At 46.8% G+C, this 14,937-nt stretch carries 15 protein-coding genes; 3 read left to right on the top strand and 12 right to left on the bottom strand.

All coding sequences use genetic code 11. The features are described from left to right. Positions 1-8: 8 nt before the first annotated feature. From M1D94_RS04860 to M1D94_RS04835, 6 genes are all read right to left on the bottom strand, one after another. The gene (locus M1D94_RS04860) at positions 9-947 is read right to left on the bottom strand and encodes an isochorismatase (RefSeq protein WP_070547710.1); all 939 of its coding nucleotides are present in this window, start codon (positions 945-947) and stop codon (positions 9-11) included. 27 nt (positions 948-974) lie between these two features. Beyond that, on the bottom strand, positions 975-2,594 hold the full coding sequence (locus tag M1D94_RS04855; RefSeq protein WP_070547711.1) for a (2,3-dihydroxybenzoyl)adenylate synthase: 1,620 nt from the start codon (positions 2,592-2,594) through the stop codon (positions 975-977). A gap of 28 nt (positions 2,595-2,622) precedes the next feature. Further along, complete coding sequence (gene dhbC, locus M1D94_RS04850; protein WP_021480516.1) at positions 2,623-3,819, bottom strand: isochorismate synthase DhbC; 1,197 nt, start codon at positions 3,817-3,819, stop codon at positions 2,623-2,625. A gap of 25 nt (positions 3,820-3,844) precedes the next feature. Further along, positions 3,845-4,630: a 2,3-dihydro-2,3-dihydroxybenzoate dehydrogenase gene (locus M1D94_RS04845; RefSeq protein WP_031315322.1), complete on the bottom strand. Its 786-nt coding sequence runs from the start codon at positions 4,628-4,630 to the stop codon at positions 3,845-3,847. Between the two features lie 194 nt (positions 4,631-4,824). Beyond that, positions 4,825-5,694 carry a ferri-bacillibactin esterase BesA gene (besA, locus tag M1D94_RS04840; protein WP_032726802.1) on the bottom strand — a complete coding sequence of 290 codons (870 nt, stop codon included), beginning with the start codon at positions 5,692-5,694 and terminating at the stop codon, positions 4,825-4,827. Positions 5,695-5,907: 213 nt separating this feature from the next. Next, positions 5,908-6,504, bottom strand: a complete 597-nt coding sequence (locus M1D94_RS04835; RefSeq protein WP_003228739.1) for a sulfite oxidase-like oxidoreductase — start codon at positions 6,502-6,504, stop codon at positions 5,908-5,910. Between the two features lie 100 nt (positions 6,505-6,604). Between M1D94_RS04835 and M1D94_RS04830 the strand changes: the two genes are divergently transcribed. Then, positions 6,605-7,207, top strand: coding sequence for a biotin transporter BioY (locus M1D94_RS04830; protein WP_003228737.1), 603 nt, complete (start codon positions 6,605-6,607; stop codon positions 7,205-7,207). Positions 7,208-7,260: 53 nt separating this feature from the next. On the opposite strand, the gene M1D94_RS04825 is transcribed toward M1D94_RS04830, so the two are convergent. Further along, entirely contained in the window at positions 7,261-8,589 is a 1,329-nt protein-coding gene (locus M1D94_RS04825; RefSeq protein WP_003228736.1) for a Na+/H+ antiporter family protein, read from the bottom strand. A 146-nt stretch (positions 8,590-8,735) separates the two neighbouring features. Then, complete coding sequence (locus M1D94_RS04820) at positions 8,736-10,238, bottom strand: leucyl aminopeptidase (RefSeq protein ID WP_161986405.1); 1,503 nt, start codon at positions 10,236-10,238, stop codon at positions 8,736-8,738. A 157-nt stretch (positions 10,239-10,395) separates the two neighbouring features. Between M1D94_RS04820 and M1D94_RS04815 the strand changes: the two genes are divergently transcribed. Further along, the gene (locus M1D94_RS04815) at positions 10,396-10,872 is read left to right on the top strand and encodes a divergent PAP2 family protein (protein ID WP_003244337.1); all 477 of its coding nucleotides are present in this window, start codon (positions 10,396-10,398) and stop codon (positions 10,870-10,872) included. Between the two features lie 29 nt (positions 10,873-10,901). On the opposite strand, the gene spsC is transcribed toward M1D94_RS04815, so the two are convergent. From spsC to M1D94_RS04795, 4 genes are all read right to left on the bottom strand, one after another. Continuing rightward, positions 10,902-11,546 carry a stationary phase survival protein SpsC gene (spsC, locus tag M1D94_RS04810; RefSeq protein ID WP_041850620.1) on the bottom strand — a complete coding sequence of 215 codons (645 nt, stop codon included), beginning with the start codon at positions 11,544-11,546 and terminating at the stop codon, positions 10,902-10,904. Between the two features lie 114 nt (positions 11,547-11,660). Then, entirely contained in the window at positions 11,661-11,981 is a 321-nt protein-coding gene (locus M1D94_RS04805; RefSeq protein ID WP_003243877.1) for a YuiB family protein, read from the bottom strand. Between the two features lie 53 nt (positions 11,982-12,034). After that, positions 12,035-12,178: a YuiA family protein gene (locus M1D94_RS04800; RefSeq protein ID WP_003243733.1), complete on the bottom strand. Its 144-nt coding sequence runs from the start codon at positions 12,176-12,178 to the stop codon at positions 12,035-12,037. Between the two features lie 172 nt (positions 12,179-12,350). Further along, a complete protein-coding gene (locus M1D94_RS04795; protein ID WP_010886605.1) occupies positions 12,351-13,571 on the bottom strand; it encodes an NAD(P)/FAD-dependent oxidoreductase in 1,221 nt (406 codons plus the stop codon). A 331-nt stretch (positions 13,572-13,902) separates the two neighbouring features. Here M1D94_RS04795 and yumC point away from each other — a divergent pair, with 331 nt between their 5' ends. Continuing rightward, positions 13,903-14,901 carry a ferredoxin--NADP reductase 2 gene (gene yumC, locus M1D94_RS04790; RefSeq protein WP_003220618.1) on the top strand — a complete coding sequence of 333 codons (999 nt, stop codon included), beginning with the start codon at positions 13,903-13,905 and terminating at the stop codon, positions 14,899-14,901. The last annotated feature ends 36 nt before the right edge of the window (positions 14,902-14,937 follow it).

Genomic DNA, 14,937 nt, shown 5'->3' with positions numbered 1-14,937 from the left:
CCCTCCTTTTATAAATAATCCGCGTTTGGCAGCACTTGCTGGCTGCGGGTTGTGAGCAATTTCTGCCATTCTTCGACCGTTGGGCGTTCAGCCAATTCCACGAAAGTCACCTCTGCCCCTTCACGGCGCCATTGTTCCACCAATGTCATGATCCTTACCGAATCAAGACCACGATCGAGCAAATCCTCTTGATCTGTGATGTCTTCCGGTGTTTCTTGTAGAAGCTCAGCAATTTGTTTACGGATATTCTCACATGTAAACACATTCTTTTTGCCAGTGTTTGCTGACGTTTTTTGAACGTCTGCCGGCGCATTCTGCAGCTGATCAAGAAGACTGTCAGTCATCACGGTAAACGCACAGCGTCCAGCCGCATAGTCCAGCGCCATTTGATGTTTTTCTAATGAAAAATCAGCAACTGCATCTCCCACAAAAAAGGCTTTAATATCCTCCATAAATGCTTCACATGCTGTAACAAGACAGCCGATATGGGCGTAAATTCCTGTAATGATCAGCTGATCGCGTCCCTCTTTGCGCATCATTTCAAGCAGATTCGTTCTCTTAAACGCGCTGTATCTCCATTTTGTCAGCACAAGATCATCATCCTCTGGTGCCAGCTCGGTTATAATTTTCTCCTCATAAGGACCGCTGTTTAATCCCGGGCCCCAAAAATCTGTCAGCAGCGCACGGTCATCCGGATTTTGGCTTCCCGGCTGTGCGGTATAGACAACAGGAATCCCAAGCTGAACACATTGATTCTTCAGCTTTCGTATATTCGCTGAAAGCTCTGTTACCGGAGACGCTCCTGCTGTGAAAGCATCGACAAAATAGTTTTGCATATCGTGAATTAACAAGACAGCCCGATTCGGATCAGGCACCCATGATACTTTGTTTTGCGGCATATCAGATGCTGTCGGCATTTGATACGGCTGAATGGCAGGTATAGCCATATGAACACTTCCTCTCAAATTGTTGATTTATTTTTTTGACCCTGCAAGAAGTTTCTCGGAAATGGCTTCACGAAGAGCCTTTTTGCTTACCTTTCCTACCCCTGTCTGCGGAAAGGATTCGACAAATTCAACTCGGTCAGGGATTTTATATGCCGCCAGTCCGCGCTCTCTCAAAAATGCTTTAAGCTCTGCGGCTTTTGGGTCTTCATCTCGGGGAATAATGAACACACAAGATCTTTCGCCAAGAAATTGATCAGGCATGGAGACCATTGCCGCATCATGGACAGCCGGATGCGCCAGCAGATGATTTTCTACCTCTTCAGCCGCAACCTTTTCTCCTCCACGGTTAATTTGATCCTTCGCCCGGCCTTCAACGACAATATAGCCGTCTCGTGTCAGCCTGACGATATCACCCGTACGGTAAAAACCATCCTCAGTAAATGAAGCGGCATTATGCTCTTCCGCCTTATAGTAACCTCGAATTGTATATGGTCCCCGTGTCAGCAGATGTCCTGTTTCACCAGGTTTTACGTCGCGATCATGATCATCCCAAACACGCACTTCATCATATGGGGACATCGGTTTTCCTTGAGTGTTGACAATGATCTCCTCAGGATCATCCAATCTCGTATAATTGACGAGACCCTCTGCCATTCCGAACACCTGCTGCAGCGTGCAGCCGAAAACAGCTTTTACCCTGCGCGCGGCTTCAGCGCTAAACTTGGCACCGCCGACCTGCAGCACTTGAAGGCTGGATAAATCATCACGGCGTGAGGATGCCGCATCCATCCATACCATCGCAAGAGGCGGAACAAGAGCGGTTATCGTGACCTTTTCCCGTGCAATCAAAGGAAATGCGTCATCTGGACTTGGAGAAGGAGATAATACCACTCTTCCTCCAGCGTATAATACGCCGAGAACGCCAGGTGAGCTCAGCGGATAATTGTGTGCCATCGGCAGCGCGGCCAAGTACACCGTGCTGTGGTCGAGCCAGCAGACCTCCACACTCCGCTTCAGGCTGTATATGTAGTCATCGTGGGTCCTCGGAATCAGTTTTGATAGCCCGGTGCTCCCGCCAGAAAGCTGGAGGAACGCCACATCTGAAGATTTGACTTCAGGCAGTTTTACAGGTTCTGTATGCAAATCCTCCAGCGGCAAAAATTCCTCTGCCTCACCTGCGACAATGACGTGTTTCAAAGTCGGCAGCTTGCTTTGAACTTGTCTGGCAAGCGTACGGTAGTCAAAACCGGAATAAGCGTCGGGAATGATATATGCAGCCGCTTCAGCAAACTCGCAAAAATATGTAATTTCACTGCTTCGATGAGAAGGCAGTGCGAAGACTGGAAGCGCCCCCAGACGGAATAGCGCGAAAATAACTTCAAAAAACTCTTTGATATTTGGCAGCTGCACCACGACACGATCCATCTGTTGAATGCCGAGCTTCTGAAATCCGGCAGCCAAACGATCAACCCTTGTGTCAAGCTCTTGATAGCTCCAATGGGTGTTCCCGCATGTAATCGCAATGCGGTCGCCATATTTGGCTGCCCGGTCTCTTAACAAATCTCCAAACGTCTCGCCGGCCCAGCAGCCATTCTTTCGATAGGTCTCAGCTAACTCATCAGGCCAAGGCGTAAATCCTTTCAGCATGTTGCATCCCTCCAGCAATTCATTCTGTTCATATGTGATCCACGCCCATTGCCCGCAGCATTGTCCGAAACTTTGCGGACGTCTCCTGAAGCTCGTCCTCGGGCTTTGAACCGGCCACAACACCAGCTCCAGCATACAGGCGGAGTGAGCGTTCTTCTGCTTCTGCACAACGGATGGTCACGATCCATTCTCCGTCACCGGCATCGTCACACCATCCGACCATGCCGGTAAAGAAACCGCGGTCAAATGGTTCAATGCTGAGAATCGCTTCTCTTGCAAGATCAGTCGGTGTTCCGCAGACTGCTGGCGTCGGGTGGAGAGCCGCCGCCAATTCAAGTGCGGTTACAGACGGGTCGGAAAGCTCTCCCTTAATCACGCTGGACAGGTGCCACATCGTTTCCGTTTTGATCAGTGAAGGCTTCTCCGGAACCTCCAGCGTCCGGCAGAAAGGTCTCAGCGCTGCCGCAACCGCGTCAGCGACAACCGCGTGCTCATGAAGATCCTTTGCGGAAGAAAGCAATTCAGCTGCCCGGCGCTGGTCTTCAACAGGATCATTACTGCGCGGCCTTGAGCCGGCTAATGGGTTGGAAACAACCTGTGTTCCCATCCTTGAAACGAGAAGCTCCGGACTTGCTCCGAGCAATGTTCGGCGGGGAGACGTTTCCTCCTGACTGGACACGTCTGCGGCAAACGTGTAGCCATGCGAGTTATGCTGAGCCAGATGGCGAAGCAATTCATCCGTCTGAATCGGTTCAGGCGATGTCAAATGCAGCGATCTGGACAGGACGATTTTGCTGAGTGTTCCATCGGCAATGCGTGTCAGCCCTTGTTCAACACCATTTTTATAATCCTCAGGTTCAGGAACAGGCTTTATGTGGTATGTATGCCCAGCCTGCTGTTCCTTTTCCTCATGATCAAATTGAAGCGGTCCTGACCAGCGCACTTCTTCAGGTACAACGAGCCGCGCTGCTTTTACTTGATCAAAAGGAACGGCCCCGACAACAAGCGGCCGGCTTTGCCCTGATTGTTTTGCCTGACGTAACGCCTCTGCAATTCGGCCAGAAAGGGTTTCCATTTGGTTTTGCCCGTCTGCCTCCGGTACGATTTCACATATGCCTTTCGCTAACAGTACACGATGAGGAGACGCTAAGAAAAAGGCGCCCGGCTGATATTCATGAAGCAAATGCTCCGCTTTTGTTTCTGTTATAACGTTTTGATCCAACATTCTCATGAACCTCCTTTAAATTCAGTTACACGCCTAAGGTCGCGCCGCCATCTACGCATAAATTATGCATCGTAATATGCCCTGCCTGGCCAGAAACCAAAAAGAGCACCGCATCCGCAATATCCGAAGGCTTGGCTAGTTTTTTGAGCGGAATCCCTGTTTTAAATGTCTCAAGTGATCCTTTTATGACTTGCTCCGCTCCATTCTCGTCGGCCCATAATGACCACTGCATGTCTGTTTCCGTTGATCCGGGAGATACAATGTTGCAGCGAATATTGTATTCTGCAAGCTCAAGGCCAAGGCATTTCGTAAACATCACAGCCGCAGCCTTTGAAGACGCATATGCCGCCATAGATGTTCTTGGTATACCGGCAGCATTCGATCCGACTGTTACAATCGAACCCGATCTTCGGTCCATCATATATTTGCTGACTGAACGCGAGGCGTTAAATACGCCAGTCGAATTCACTGAGAACGTCGCCTCCCATTCCTCATCGCTAAGCGAATGGATCAGTCCCGGGCGAAGGACACCCGCTACATTCACTAAAATATCAATCGGCCCCATTTCACGTTCGATGCGCGCCGTGATCTCATCAATCGCCGCGCTGTCTCTCACATCCGCAGGAAAAGCTTCTGCATGGCGGCCTTCTGCTTTGAGGCTGCTCACAACCTTTTCCAGCTTTTCAGGATTATAATCAACTGCCGCAATATGTGCGCCTTGACTGGCAAGCGTCCGCGCAACAGCTTCGCCTATTCCTTGGGCAGCCCCTGTTATAAAAGCAATTTTTCCCTCTATACTCTTTGCATTCATATCATCAATTCCTTTCTTCGCTCTAAATGCCGAACAGACATCCAGCGAAAAAGACTGCTGCGCCTTGAAAAACGCAATCCATTGATAATGATTATCATTATCAATTATAAAAATAATCATATCCAAATGTCATGTGACAGTCAAATATAATTTCAGTGACAAATATTTTTTTAGAGGGCAAGGCTGAGTATGTCTCAGCCCATTGATAGATGCGGTCCGTCAGGGTGAAGCGCAAAACGCAGCGCCCGGCTGACCAAAACTGGAAGAACTGAAATATGTCCTTCTCCTGAAAACTCGCAAAATTCTGCTCGTATGCCTTGTTCAGATAAAACGGCCAGCCGCTCATAAAGCTCCCTTGCATTATCATTCATCCGGCTTTTATGATGCTGCTCCAATTCTCCTGCGGCAAGCAGGATATTGATAGGCTGAGTGTTTTTCTTGGTGAGAGAGACGAAATGGTCCGTTTTCTCGAGAATAAACGGTTTATTCCAATGAATGGACGGACTTCCCGCGATATACGTTTGAAACGCATCGGGCTTTGTTAGCAGCACCTGCAGCACGAAAAGCCCTCCGAGCGAATGGCCAAAGATTGTTTGTCTTTTTTTATCAATCTGGTAATCTCGTTCTATCTCCGGTTTTAAATCCTCTTCAATAAATCTGAAAAAGCCCTCCGCTCCGCCATGCTCCGGCCATTCTCTGCCGTCGGGCCTTTCCGGCAGCTTCGATTGGGCTGTTGGCATTGTAAAATCCCGGTGGCGTGCTGAGGAGAACGGCTCCGCTGTCTCATAGCCAATGCCGACGATCACTGCAGGGATCACCCCGGTTTTTTCGGGTCGGCGTCCCTGTATTCGAACGGCTTCCGTCATCGTTCCGAAGACAGAATTGGCATCCAGCAGATAAATCACAGGATAACCAGCGGGTGGCGGCGGCGTACTAGGTTTCGAGATAAAAATGTGATAGGTACGGTTTTCATTGCGTGAAGACATCATACGCACTTCCGTACCAGGAATCGTAAATACGTTTGATGTCCCGCCATTTGTCCGGTCTGTTGTTTGCTCTTTCATGCAGTACGACATTCCTCTCTTTAAACTAAACCGCAATGTATGATAATGATTTTCACTATCAACTAGACACCTCAAATAATAGGTTTTCTTCCAAAGAAAGTCAACTTTTTCCCGAATAAAAAAGGCACCTTGATCAAATAAGGTACCTGCAGACTATCAATATGGAAGTAAAAACCCAATAAAGATGCGGATTGTCCTATTTGAAATAGAACCTTAATCCCATGTAAACCTTTGATTTTGCCAAGGGTCGCCTCTCATGTGATAGCCATTCCGCTCCCAAAAGCCAGGGTGATTTTCTTTCGTAAATTGGATGCCGCGCAGCCACTTGGCGCTTTTCCAAAAATACAGATGCGGAAATACACCCCGCAGCGGAAAGCCGTGTTCAGGGGTTAAAGGTTCGCCATTATGCGCATAAGCCAGAAGGGAAGTTTCCGCTAAGAAATCATCAAGCGGCAGATTGGTCGTCCAGCCCTCTTCAGCATGTAAAATGACGTAGCCCGCTTCTTCTTTTACACCCGCTTTTTCCGCTATATCACAAGCCCGCACGCCTTGCCACACATTATCAAGCCTTGACCATCCCGTGACACAATGAATGTCATTTTTCGATTCATACCGTGGAAAGGCTTTGACATCTTCAAAGCTTAGCAGCATCGGATGGTCAACCAAACCGTATACTTGAAGATTCCATTTCGTCATATCTTCGTAATATGGGACATCTCCGGTATGAAGCACAGGAAATGAAGTGGTGACGTTTTGATTTGGCGGCACTCTTCCAGATTGATCGGACTGTCTTGTTTTTCCGAAATACATATGGGCCTCCTTTTTGTTAACCTAATTTAAAATCATGTTGACAATCTTTTTGTTCTTTATTACTCTATGATTGTGTATGTCAACCTAAGGGGGAACAACGATGAAACAACGTAAACTTCGTGCGGGAGATATGGCGCTGATTGGCATGTTCGCCGCACTTATGGCTGTCGGGGCCAACATTACATCAGTAGCACCCTTTTTACAAGTAGCTGGCATTCCGCTTTCGATGCAGCCGTTTTTCTGTCTCTTGGCAGCTTTGCTTCTTGGCAGCAAACGAGCAGCGATTGCCATGATTGTATATGCACTTGTCGGATTGGCCGGAGCGCCTGTGTTTGCTCAATTTTCAGCAGGCTTCGCACCGTTTGCAGGGAAAAGCGGCGGGTTTATTATCTCATACATTCCGGCAGCATTTGCAGCGGGGTGGTTTTTAGAACGAAACATTCAGCCAAGTAAAATTCGATTTCTCATTGCTTCACTTATCGGAACGGCGATCATGTATCTCATCGGCACTACCTATATGTATCTTGCACTGAAGCTGTGGATTCATACGCCAGTGAGCTACGGCACGGCTTGGGGCTTTATGATTTGGTTTATGGTAAAAGATACAGCGCTGGCTGTGATACTGTCGTTTATCGCACCAGCAATCTACCGCTCTATTCATAAAGCAACCGGCTTTAACAGAAATCACATATCATCTACGTAAACGTTTTTTTATCATAACGAGAAAAGGCTCCCCAGTAAAGGGGAGCCTTTTTCCTATAAAACAAGCGCTGCAATCCAGCCAAAGATGACAAGCGGAATATTATAAAATATAAACGTCGGCACACAAGTATCCCAAATGTGGTGATGCTGGCCGTCCGCACTCAAACCTGAAGTCGGCCCAAGCGTACTGTCACTGGCAGGTGAACCGGCATCGCCGAGGGCAGCAGCAGCTCCGATAATCGCAATCGTTGCCATCGGGCTGAATCCAAGCTGCATGCATAGAGGCACGAAAATGGTTGTGATAACAGGAATCGTCGCAAAAGAAGATCCGATCCCCATTGTAATTAATAAGCCGACAATGAGCATCAGCAATGCGCCCAAGGACTGACTGTGTCCGATAAAACCAGCTGACGTTTTGACCAGTGACTCGACATCTCCGGTTTTCGTCAATACGTTTGAAAATCCGGCTGCAACAAGCATGACAAAGCCGATAAAGGCCATTAAAACCATTCCATCAGTAATCAGTGAGTCCGCTTCATCACGCTTCATCACACCGCTGACAAACAGAACAATCAGACCAGCGAGCGCCCCCATAATCATTCCTTCTACTCCCAAAGTCTGAGATAAGTAAAGCTGGACGCCGAGTGACACAACAATGGCTAGAACCGCGATACCAATGCTTTTTCTCGTATATGGCGATGCTTCTGCACCTGAAATGTCTTTTGTTTCATATTGTTTCGGTTTACGGTATACGATCACTGATAAAATAAGGCCGACAACCATACCTGCAACTGGAATAATCAGTGCGTACGGAATGTCAGCAAGCGGAACGTTTAACCCGGCATCCGCCATATTGTCCTTCAGCATGCCTTGGAAGATTTGGCCGAAACCGACCGGAAGCAAAATATAAGGAGCCGTTAAGCCAAATGTAATTACACACGCAATCAGACGGCGGTCCATTTCAAGTTCATTAAAGATTTTCAAAAGCGGCGGAATCAGCACCGGGATAAACGCGATGTGAACCGGAACGACGTTTTGCGAAAAACAAGATACAATTAAAATAATCAGCACAATCAGCACCTTAGACAGTGCTTTTTTTCGAGAATCTTCTTTATTTCCGATTAATTTAACGGAGGCTTCCACCATTGCGTCCGGAAGACCCGTTTTCGTCAAAGCGGCGGCAAACGCGCCAAGCATGGCATAGCTGACTGCAACGGTGGCATTTCCGCCGAGACCGTCTGTGAAAGCTTTAACCGTTTCGCCAAGACCGAGCCCGCCTGTTAACCCGCCGGCCAAGGCGCCTATAATTAATGCGATAACAATATTGACACGCAGCAGGCTTAATACAAGCATAAGCAGGACTGCGATGACGACTGCATTCATGATGATACCCCTCCAAAAATCCTTTAGTTTGCTAATGTAGTAGATAAATAAAGTACGAACGTATCGTATCATAACCGATCCACTTTAGTCAACTAAAGATTTCGGAAGAAAAAATCCCTGCCGCATCATACAGCAGGGATTTTTCATTACTCGTTTTTATCTTCTTCCAATGTAAATCGCTCCGCAAGTGTAGCCAGTGTTCTTGCCATAACGCCAGTAGCCCCGGCCGGCCCGAAGCAGGTTGCTTTATTGGCAGTCGCTGTTCCTGCAATATCAAGGTGAACCCAAGGTGTTGACTCAGCGAATTCACCAAGAAACGTTCCTGCCATAATCGCATGTCCCTCGCGTCCCGGTGAATTGTTGAGATCCGCCATTTGGCTGCTTTTCACGCGTTTTTTATCCTTCTCTGTTATCGGCAGCTGCCAGATCGCCTCTCCGCACTCTTGTGCAGCATCAGCTACCTGCTGGTAAAAGCTTTGATCATTTGTCATTGCACCGGTTGTTTCTGTTCCTAATGCCACAACGACGCCGCCGGTAAGCGTAGCTACATCGACAAGAACTGACGCGCCATGCTGTTTCGCGTATGTAATGCCATCTGCAAGCACTAGCCTTCCTTCAGCATCCGTATTAAGGATTTCTATTGTTTTTCCGCTTAAAGATACGATCACGTCATCCGGCTTCATGGCCCCGCCGGAGATCATATTATCGGTTGATGGAATAACGCACAGCACGTTTTGCTCAGGACGAAGCTCTCCGATCGTTTCCATAGCGCCGAGAACCGCAGCTGCTCCTCCCATATCTGATTTCATGCCGACAATTCCAGATTTCGTTTTAATGGAGTAGCCGCCTGTGTCAAAGGTAATTCCTTTCCCGACTAGTCCAACGACGTTTTCCCATTCCTTTTTGCCCTGGTATTTTAACACAATCATTTTCGGCGGTTCGGTGGAGCCTTGGTTTACCGCAAGTATTCCGCCCATACCGAGCTCTTCCATCTCTGATTTCTCCAATATTTCACACTCAAAATCATATTTCGCCGCAAGCTCTTCAGCATACGAAGCAAGGTCAGTCGCTGTCAGCATGTTTCCCGGCATATTCACAAGCGTTCTAGCCGAATTTGTCCCTTGTCCGTATGCCTGGCCGACGCGAAGCCCCGCCTGCACTTCCTGTGTATCTTCATCTGTTACAACATACACGGCTTCAATTTGTTTGTCAGGCTCATTTGATTTGTGCTTATAATCCTGCACCTCATAGGAAGCAAGCAGGCAGCTCTCAGCTAAAGCATGAGCGGCATCGGCTGGAGGCACGTCTTCCGAAATAAACGTATCAAGCAGGACAGCAGTTTCTTGTTTTCGATCTTTATGAATGGCTTGAAAAACATGAGCAAAACGTTCCTTCGCCTGTTCAAACGAATAATTTGCTTCTCTCCCCAGACCAACGAAATAAATCCGTTTCATACCCGCAGAAGATGGAGGGAATACTTTTGATACTTGATTCGGTTTCGCAGAGACATCACCCTCTTTTAAAAGCTGTGTCAGATGGCCTTCGAGCATTTCATCAATTTCCAACGCTTTTCCTGTCAGCTGGCTTTTTTGAAAAAGCCCGACCACAAGGGTTTCTGTATGCTCTGATTGTTGAACCGCATAAAACATGAGGCTTACACTCCTAACGTAATGGGTATTTGTAATGAACAATGGTATAATAGGAAAAACATTCTTTCCACTATACTTATTTTAACAAACAACAGTCTAAGACTTGCTTTTTTCTTTTGAAACACGAAGGATTTTTCAAATAGAAAGGATGTCGCCGATGGAACTTTTAACGAATTTTCCTTTATTATCAAGCCTGGCCGCAATTATTTTTGCTCAGGTCATCAAAGTGCCCATACAGTTTATCGTGTCCAGAAAACTGGACTGGTCGCTGGTCACAAGCACAGGCGGCATGCCGAGCTCTCACTCCGCAGCGGTCACTGCACTTTCAACAGGCGTAGCCTTGGAGCATGGATTAGACTCCTCACTCTTTGCGGTTTCCGCCATTTTCGCCGTCATAACCATGTTTGACGCAACTGGCGTCAGACGTCACGCCGGTGAGCAGGCAACAGTCATTAATAAGCTTGTCATTGATTTTAACCGTTTCGTAAATGAAGCGAAGGACTTCCCTAAGGCTGCAGAGAAAGAAAAGCAAAAAAAGCTGAAAGAGCTTCTCGGACATCAGCCGATCGAAGTCTTTTTCGGAGGACTAACAGGTATTTTACTGACATTGGTACTCGCTTACTTTTTCATGTAAAAAAACGCTCCTGCTTTCGCTGGAGCGTTTTATTCTTTCACAGTTTTATATTGATTTCTGAACACTTGCAAAGATTTTGTTTCATTGAGCTTCTCAAGCTCATCCTCGGTAATCTTTCCCGTTCCCTTTTTAATCACATATACATCAAGGGTTTTTTTGCCCCATTCATTGTATACATCTTTGACTGTCTCAAAGTACAGATCAAGGCGGTTACCCTTAATAGCCGATCCTGTGTCGGCCACAACTCCGAGACCGTAGTTCGGAATGAATAAAATTGTTCCGATCGGGAAAACGGACGGGTCAGCAGCAACCGTGGAATATAAATCCCGTTTCACTTTCACACCTGAATATGTAAGCCCGTATAATGGATCACCGGGATTTTTGCCCGTCGACTCAGCTCCTGCTGTGTAGCCTGTTGCTGTTACTCTTTGGACTGGATATTCATCCCAATCAAATGCCTCTTCTAACGGTTTTGTCTTATCCTCAGCCGCGGACGTGGTTTGTGTTTGTTTCTGCTGCAATGCTTTTAATGTCAGTCCTGCATGCTTCAAGTGCTTTTCCTGATGTTCCTGCACCCATTTTGACAAGTCCTTCGCTTCAATTCCTGACACTGATAAAAATGTCGTGCCAAATGCAAGCAGAAATAAACAGGTCATCAGCAAACGTCTGATCATATTCACATCATTCACCTCTCCTCCGAATCATTGTTCCCAAGTGGAGAGAGCATTATTCAAAATGATGAATGAGCTGAACGCATAAAAAAAGCTTTCTTTAGAAGAAAGCGGCATTTAAAACATTTGATATCCTCTTTTTCTGAGCATGTTGATCGCTATACCGGACACGATGGCGCCGGCCAAACCGCTGACTAAAATCAGCACATCGGCAGCCGCTAATGATAAGACACGATGAAACAGGCTGGCAAAGGATTCTCCCGGCGACTGGACATAGCTGATCAGCTTTTCTTTGCTGATAATGAAAAGGCATACAATCGGATAAATCACAGCCATAATCCAAGACATTCTCAGCAGCATGTTTAATAAGAAACCGATTCCAAAAAACAAGACAAAAAACAAAACAATTGAGATGATTACGACTGGCAGACTAATCAACCTATTCCACCCCCCTGCGTTGTTTTTAGTGTAACGCGGGGGTGGAAATAAAGTCAACGGCTGGAAAAAGAATGACTGTCTTTTCCTGTCCCCTGGCAAGACGGACAAGTCTCTGAACCACCGAGAATCAATTGAAAATATCCTTTTCCTGAACAAAATGGGCATGCATGTGAAGCGGTTGTCGTTGCAGTTTTCATCTAATCATCACCCTTTTTCTTAATTTTCTGATAATATACCATATCAAGCTGTCAACAATAAAGTCAGATCATGTGACAAATCTTTTGATGTAAGCGGAAACATACTTGTTTTCCTCTCGTTCTCTTTTTATTTTGGCGTTTTTTAATAAAGAAAACCCGCTTCCGCGGGTTTTTAGAAAAACTTGAACTTGCCTTTTTTCAATGTCAGTCCGAGTCCGCCAATCATAAACAGTGAGCGGTTATCAATGACTTTTTTCATAAACGAAGCAGGCGTGCCTTTCAGCTTTCTGCCATAAACAACCCCAACCGCGTTATGCTCGCCAAGAGAAGCCACTGTACCCTTAATGTCCGGCTTGAATTCCTCAAGCTCTCCGCCTTTAATAAGCCTGCCAAGGTTTTTAGCGACCGTTATGCCCTGCTGCATTGCAATTTGCGCAGTCGGCGGATACGGGCGCTCTGTATCTTCATTCATAAACAGCGAGCTGTCGCCGAGAATAAAGACATTGTCATGTCCTGGGGCGCGAAGATCAGGGTTGACTTTCACCCGGCCGCGCATATTTTCAAAACCGGCTTCCTCCACAATCGGATGGCCGCGGACACCTGCCGCCCAAACAACGGTTTGCGATTTGATCTGCTCTGGTTCCTCATCTTTTTTGCCGACTCTGACTCCTTCCGGTGTACATTCTTGTACAGCCGTGCCGATCTTGAACTCAACTCCGTTTTCTTCAAGATAATGTACGGCATAGTCAACAAGTTCCGGATCAAAGCCCGGCAAAACGGTCGGCGCTGCTTCCACACAAATGATGCGGACAAGGCTTCTGTCAACGTCATATTCCTTACAGAGCTCCGGCACGCGAGCAGCCAGTTCGCCAAGAAATTCAATTCCCGTAAATCCGGCACCGCCAACAACGATCGTTAACCTGTCCGGCCGTTTTTCCGCTTCCGTATTGTAAGTCGCAAACTGCAGCTCAATATGTTCCCGCAGCAGGCGCGACGTGTTGATGTTGGCAATCGGAAACGCATATTCTTTTAAGCCTTTAATGCCAAACGTTTCAGGCACGGCGCCGAGCCCGATGACTAAATAATCGTACTGCAGTTCTCCATTCGCAAGCACAACTTTTTTCTCATCAATTTTGATTGCCTTTACGGTATCCTGTACAAAATTCACCCGTGACTGGTTGATTACGTCTTTTATCTGATAACGGCAGCGGTCATGATGGAGCGTACCCGCGCTCGCTTCATGCATCCATGTCGTTTCATAATGATAATTGTGTTTATTTACAAGCGTAATGTCAGCATCATTCGGCCCGACATACTTCGTCAGCCTTGTCACCGTCATCAATCCGCCATATCCTGCACCTAAAATCACGATTTTGGGCTTATTCAATGCCATCACATCCACCTTCTCTTTTTTTGCTTTTGTTAGACCCATAATAAAATCATCATTTGTGTTAGCTTCAGCTTATTGGCGGGATTTTATGAAATATATTGAAAAGTTTTTTGTGAAGTCCTTACCCGTAGCACTATTATCATGTTTATCCGGCTGGCCCAAGAAACATTCAGAAAAAGATCATTTCATTTGGTTATTATCGTAGCGGCCTGCGGAAATATTTTCAAGAACGGATGGGCACGTTAGATCCTTACGATTTTTTCTGCTGACTCGTCAATTTGAACGGCAATATGGTATAATTAATAACAATTTTCATTTAGGAGGCAATTTTCGTATGCGAGAGGATACAAAGGTTTATGATATTACAATTATAGGCGGGGGACCGGTCGGCTTATTCACCGCTTTTTACGGCGGGATGAGACAGGCAAGCGTCAAAATTATCGAAAGCCTGCCTCAGCTCGGCGGACAGCTTAGCGCCCTATACCCTGAGAAGTATATATATGATGTAGCGGGATTCCCGAAAATCCGTGCGCAAGAGCTTATCAATAACCTAAAAGAGCAAATGGCAAAATTCGACCAAACCATTTGTCTGGAGCAAGCGGTTGAATCTGTTGAGAAACAAGCGGACGGCGTGTTTAAGCTTGTAACAAATGAAGAAACCCACTACTCTAAAACGGTCATCATCACTGCAGGAAACGGCGCATTCAAACCGAGAAAGCTGGAACTTGAAAATGCCGAGCAGTATGAAGGCAAAAACCTCCATTACTTCGTTGATGATCTGCAAAAATTTGCCGGCAGACGCGTTGCGATCCTTGGCGGTGGAGATTCCGCGGTTGACTGGGCGCTTATGCTTGAGCCGATCGCAAAAGAAGTATCGATCATTCACCGCCGTGACAAGTTCCGTGCGCACGAGCACAGTGTGGAAAACCTTCATGCGTCGAAGGTTAATGTCCTGACACCATTCGTCCCTGCGGAGCTGATCGGCGAAGACAAAATCGAACAGCTAGTGCTTGAAGAAGTGAAAGGCGACCGCAAAGAGATTTTAGAAATTGATGACTTAATCGTCAACTACGGTTTCGTTTCATCTCTTGGACCGATCAAAAACTGGGGCCTGGACATCGAGAAAAATTCCATTGTCGTGAAATCAACAATGGAAACAAATATCGAAGGCTTCTTTGCAGCAGGTGACATTTGTACATATGAAGGAAAAGTCAACCTGATTGCCAGCGGCTTCGGTGAGGCACCGACAGCAGTGAACAACGCCAAGGCTTACATGGACCCGAAAGCCCGCGTACAGCCTCTTCACTCAACAAGTCTTTTTGAAAATAAATAATAAAAAAGGAGCTTGTGTCTGCGACACAGCTCCTTT

The organism is Bacillus sp. JZ109 (genome assembly GCF_053903135.1).
This window is presented reverse-complemented; position numbering and strand designations above follow the sequence as displayed.

Coding starts and splice junctions, on each gene's coding strand:
- M1D94_RS04860 (WP_070547710.1), bottom strand. CDS start 947: ATGGCTATACCTGCCATTCAGCCGTATCAAATGCCGACAGCATCTGAT.
- spsC (WP_041850620.1), bottom strand. CDS start 11,546: ATGATCAGACGTTTGCTGATGACCTGTTTATTTCTGCTTGCATTTGGC.
- besA (WP_032726802.1), bottom strand. CDS start 5,694: ATGAAAGAGCAAACAACAGACCGGACAAATGGCGGGACATCAAACGTA.
- dhbC (WP_021480516.1), bottom strand. CDS start 3,819: ATGTTGGATCAAAACGTTATAACAGAAACAAAAGCGGAGCATTTGCTT.
- M1D94_RS04815 (WP_003244337.1), top strand. CDS start 10,396: ATGGAACTTTTAACGAATTTTCCTTTATTATCAAGCCTGGCCGCAATT.
- M1D94_RS04830 (WP_003228737.1), top strand. CDS start 6,605: ATGAAACAACGTAAACTTCGTGCGGGAGATATGGCGCTGATTGGCATG.
- M1D94_RS04800 (WP_003243733.1), bottom strand. CDS start 12,178: ATGAAAACTGCAACGACAACCGCTTCACATGCATGCCCATTTTGTTCA.
- M1D94_RS04855 (WP_070547711.1), bottom strand. CDS start 2,594: ATGCTGAAAGGATTTACGCCTTGGCCTGATGAGTTAGCTGAGACCTAT.
- M1D94_RS04825 (WP_003228736.1), bottom strand. CDS start 8,589: ATGAATGCAGTCGTCATCGCAGTCCTGCTTATGCTTGTATTAAGCCTG.
- M1D94_RS04845 (WP_031315322.1), bottom strand. CDS start 4,630: ATGAATGCAAAGAGTATAGAGGGAAAAATTGCTTTTATAACAGGGGCT.
- M1D94_RS04835 (WP_003228739.1), bottom strand. CDS start 6,504: ATGTATTTCGGAAAAACAAGACAGTCCGATCAATCTGGAAGAGTGCCG.
- M1D94_RS04795 (WP_010886605.1), bottom strand. CDS start 13,571: ATGGCATTGAATAAGCCCAAAATCGTGATTTTAGGTGCAGGATATGGC.
- yumC (WP_003220618.1), top strand. CDS start 13,903: ATGCGAGAGGATACAAAGGTTTATGATATTACAATTATAGGCGGGGGA.
- M1D94_RS04820 (WP_161986405.1), bottom strand. CDS start 10,238: ATGTTTTATGCGGTTCAACAATCAGAGCATACAGAAACCCTTGTGGTC.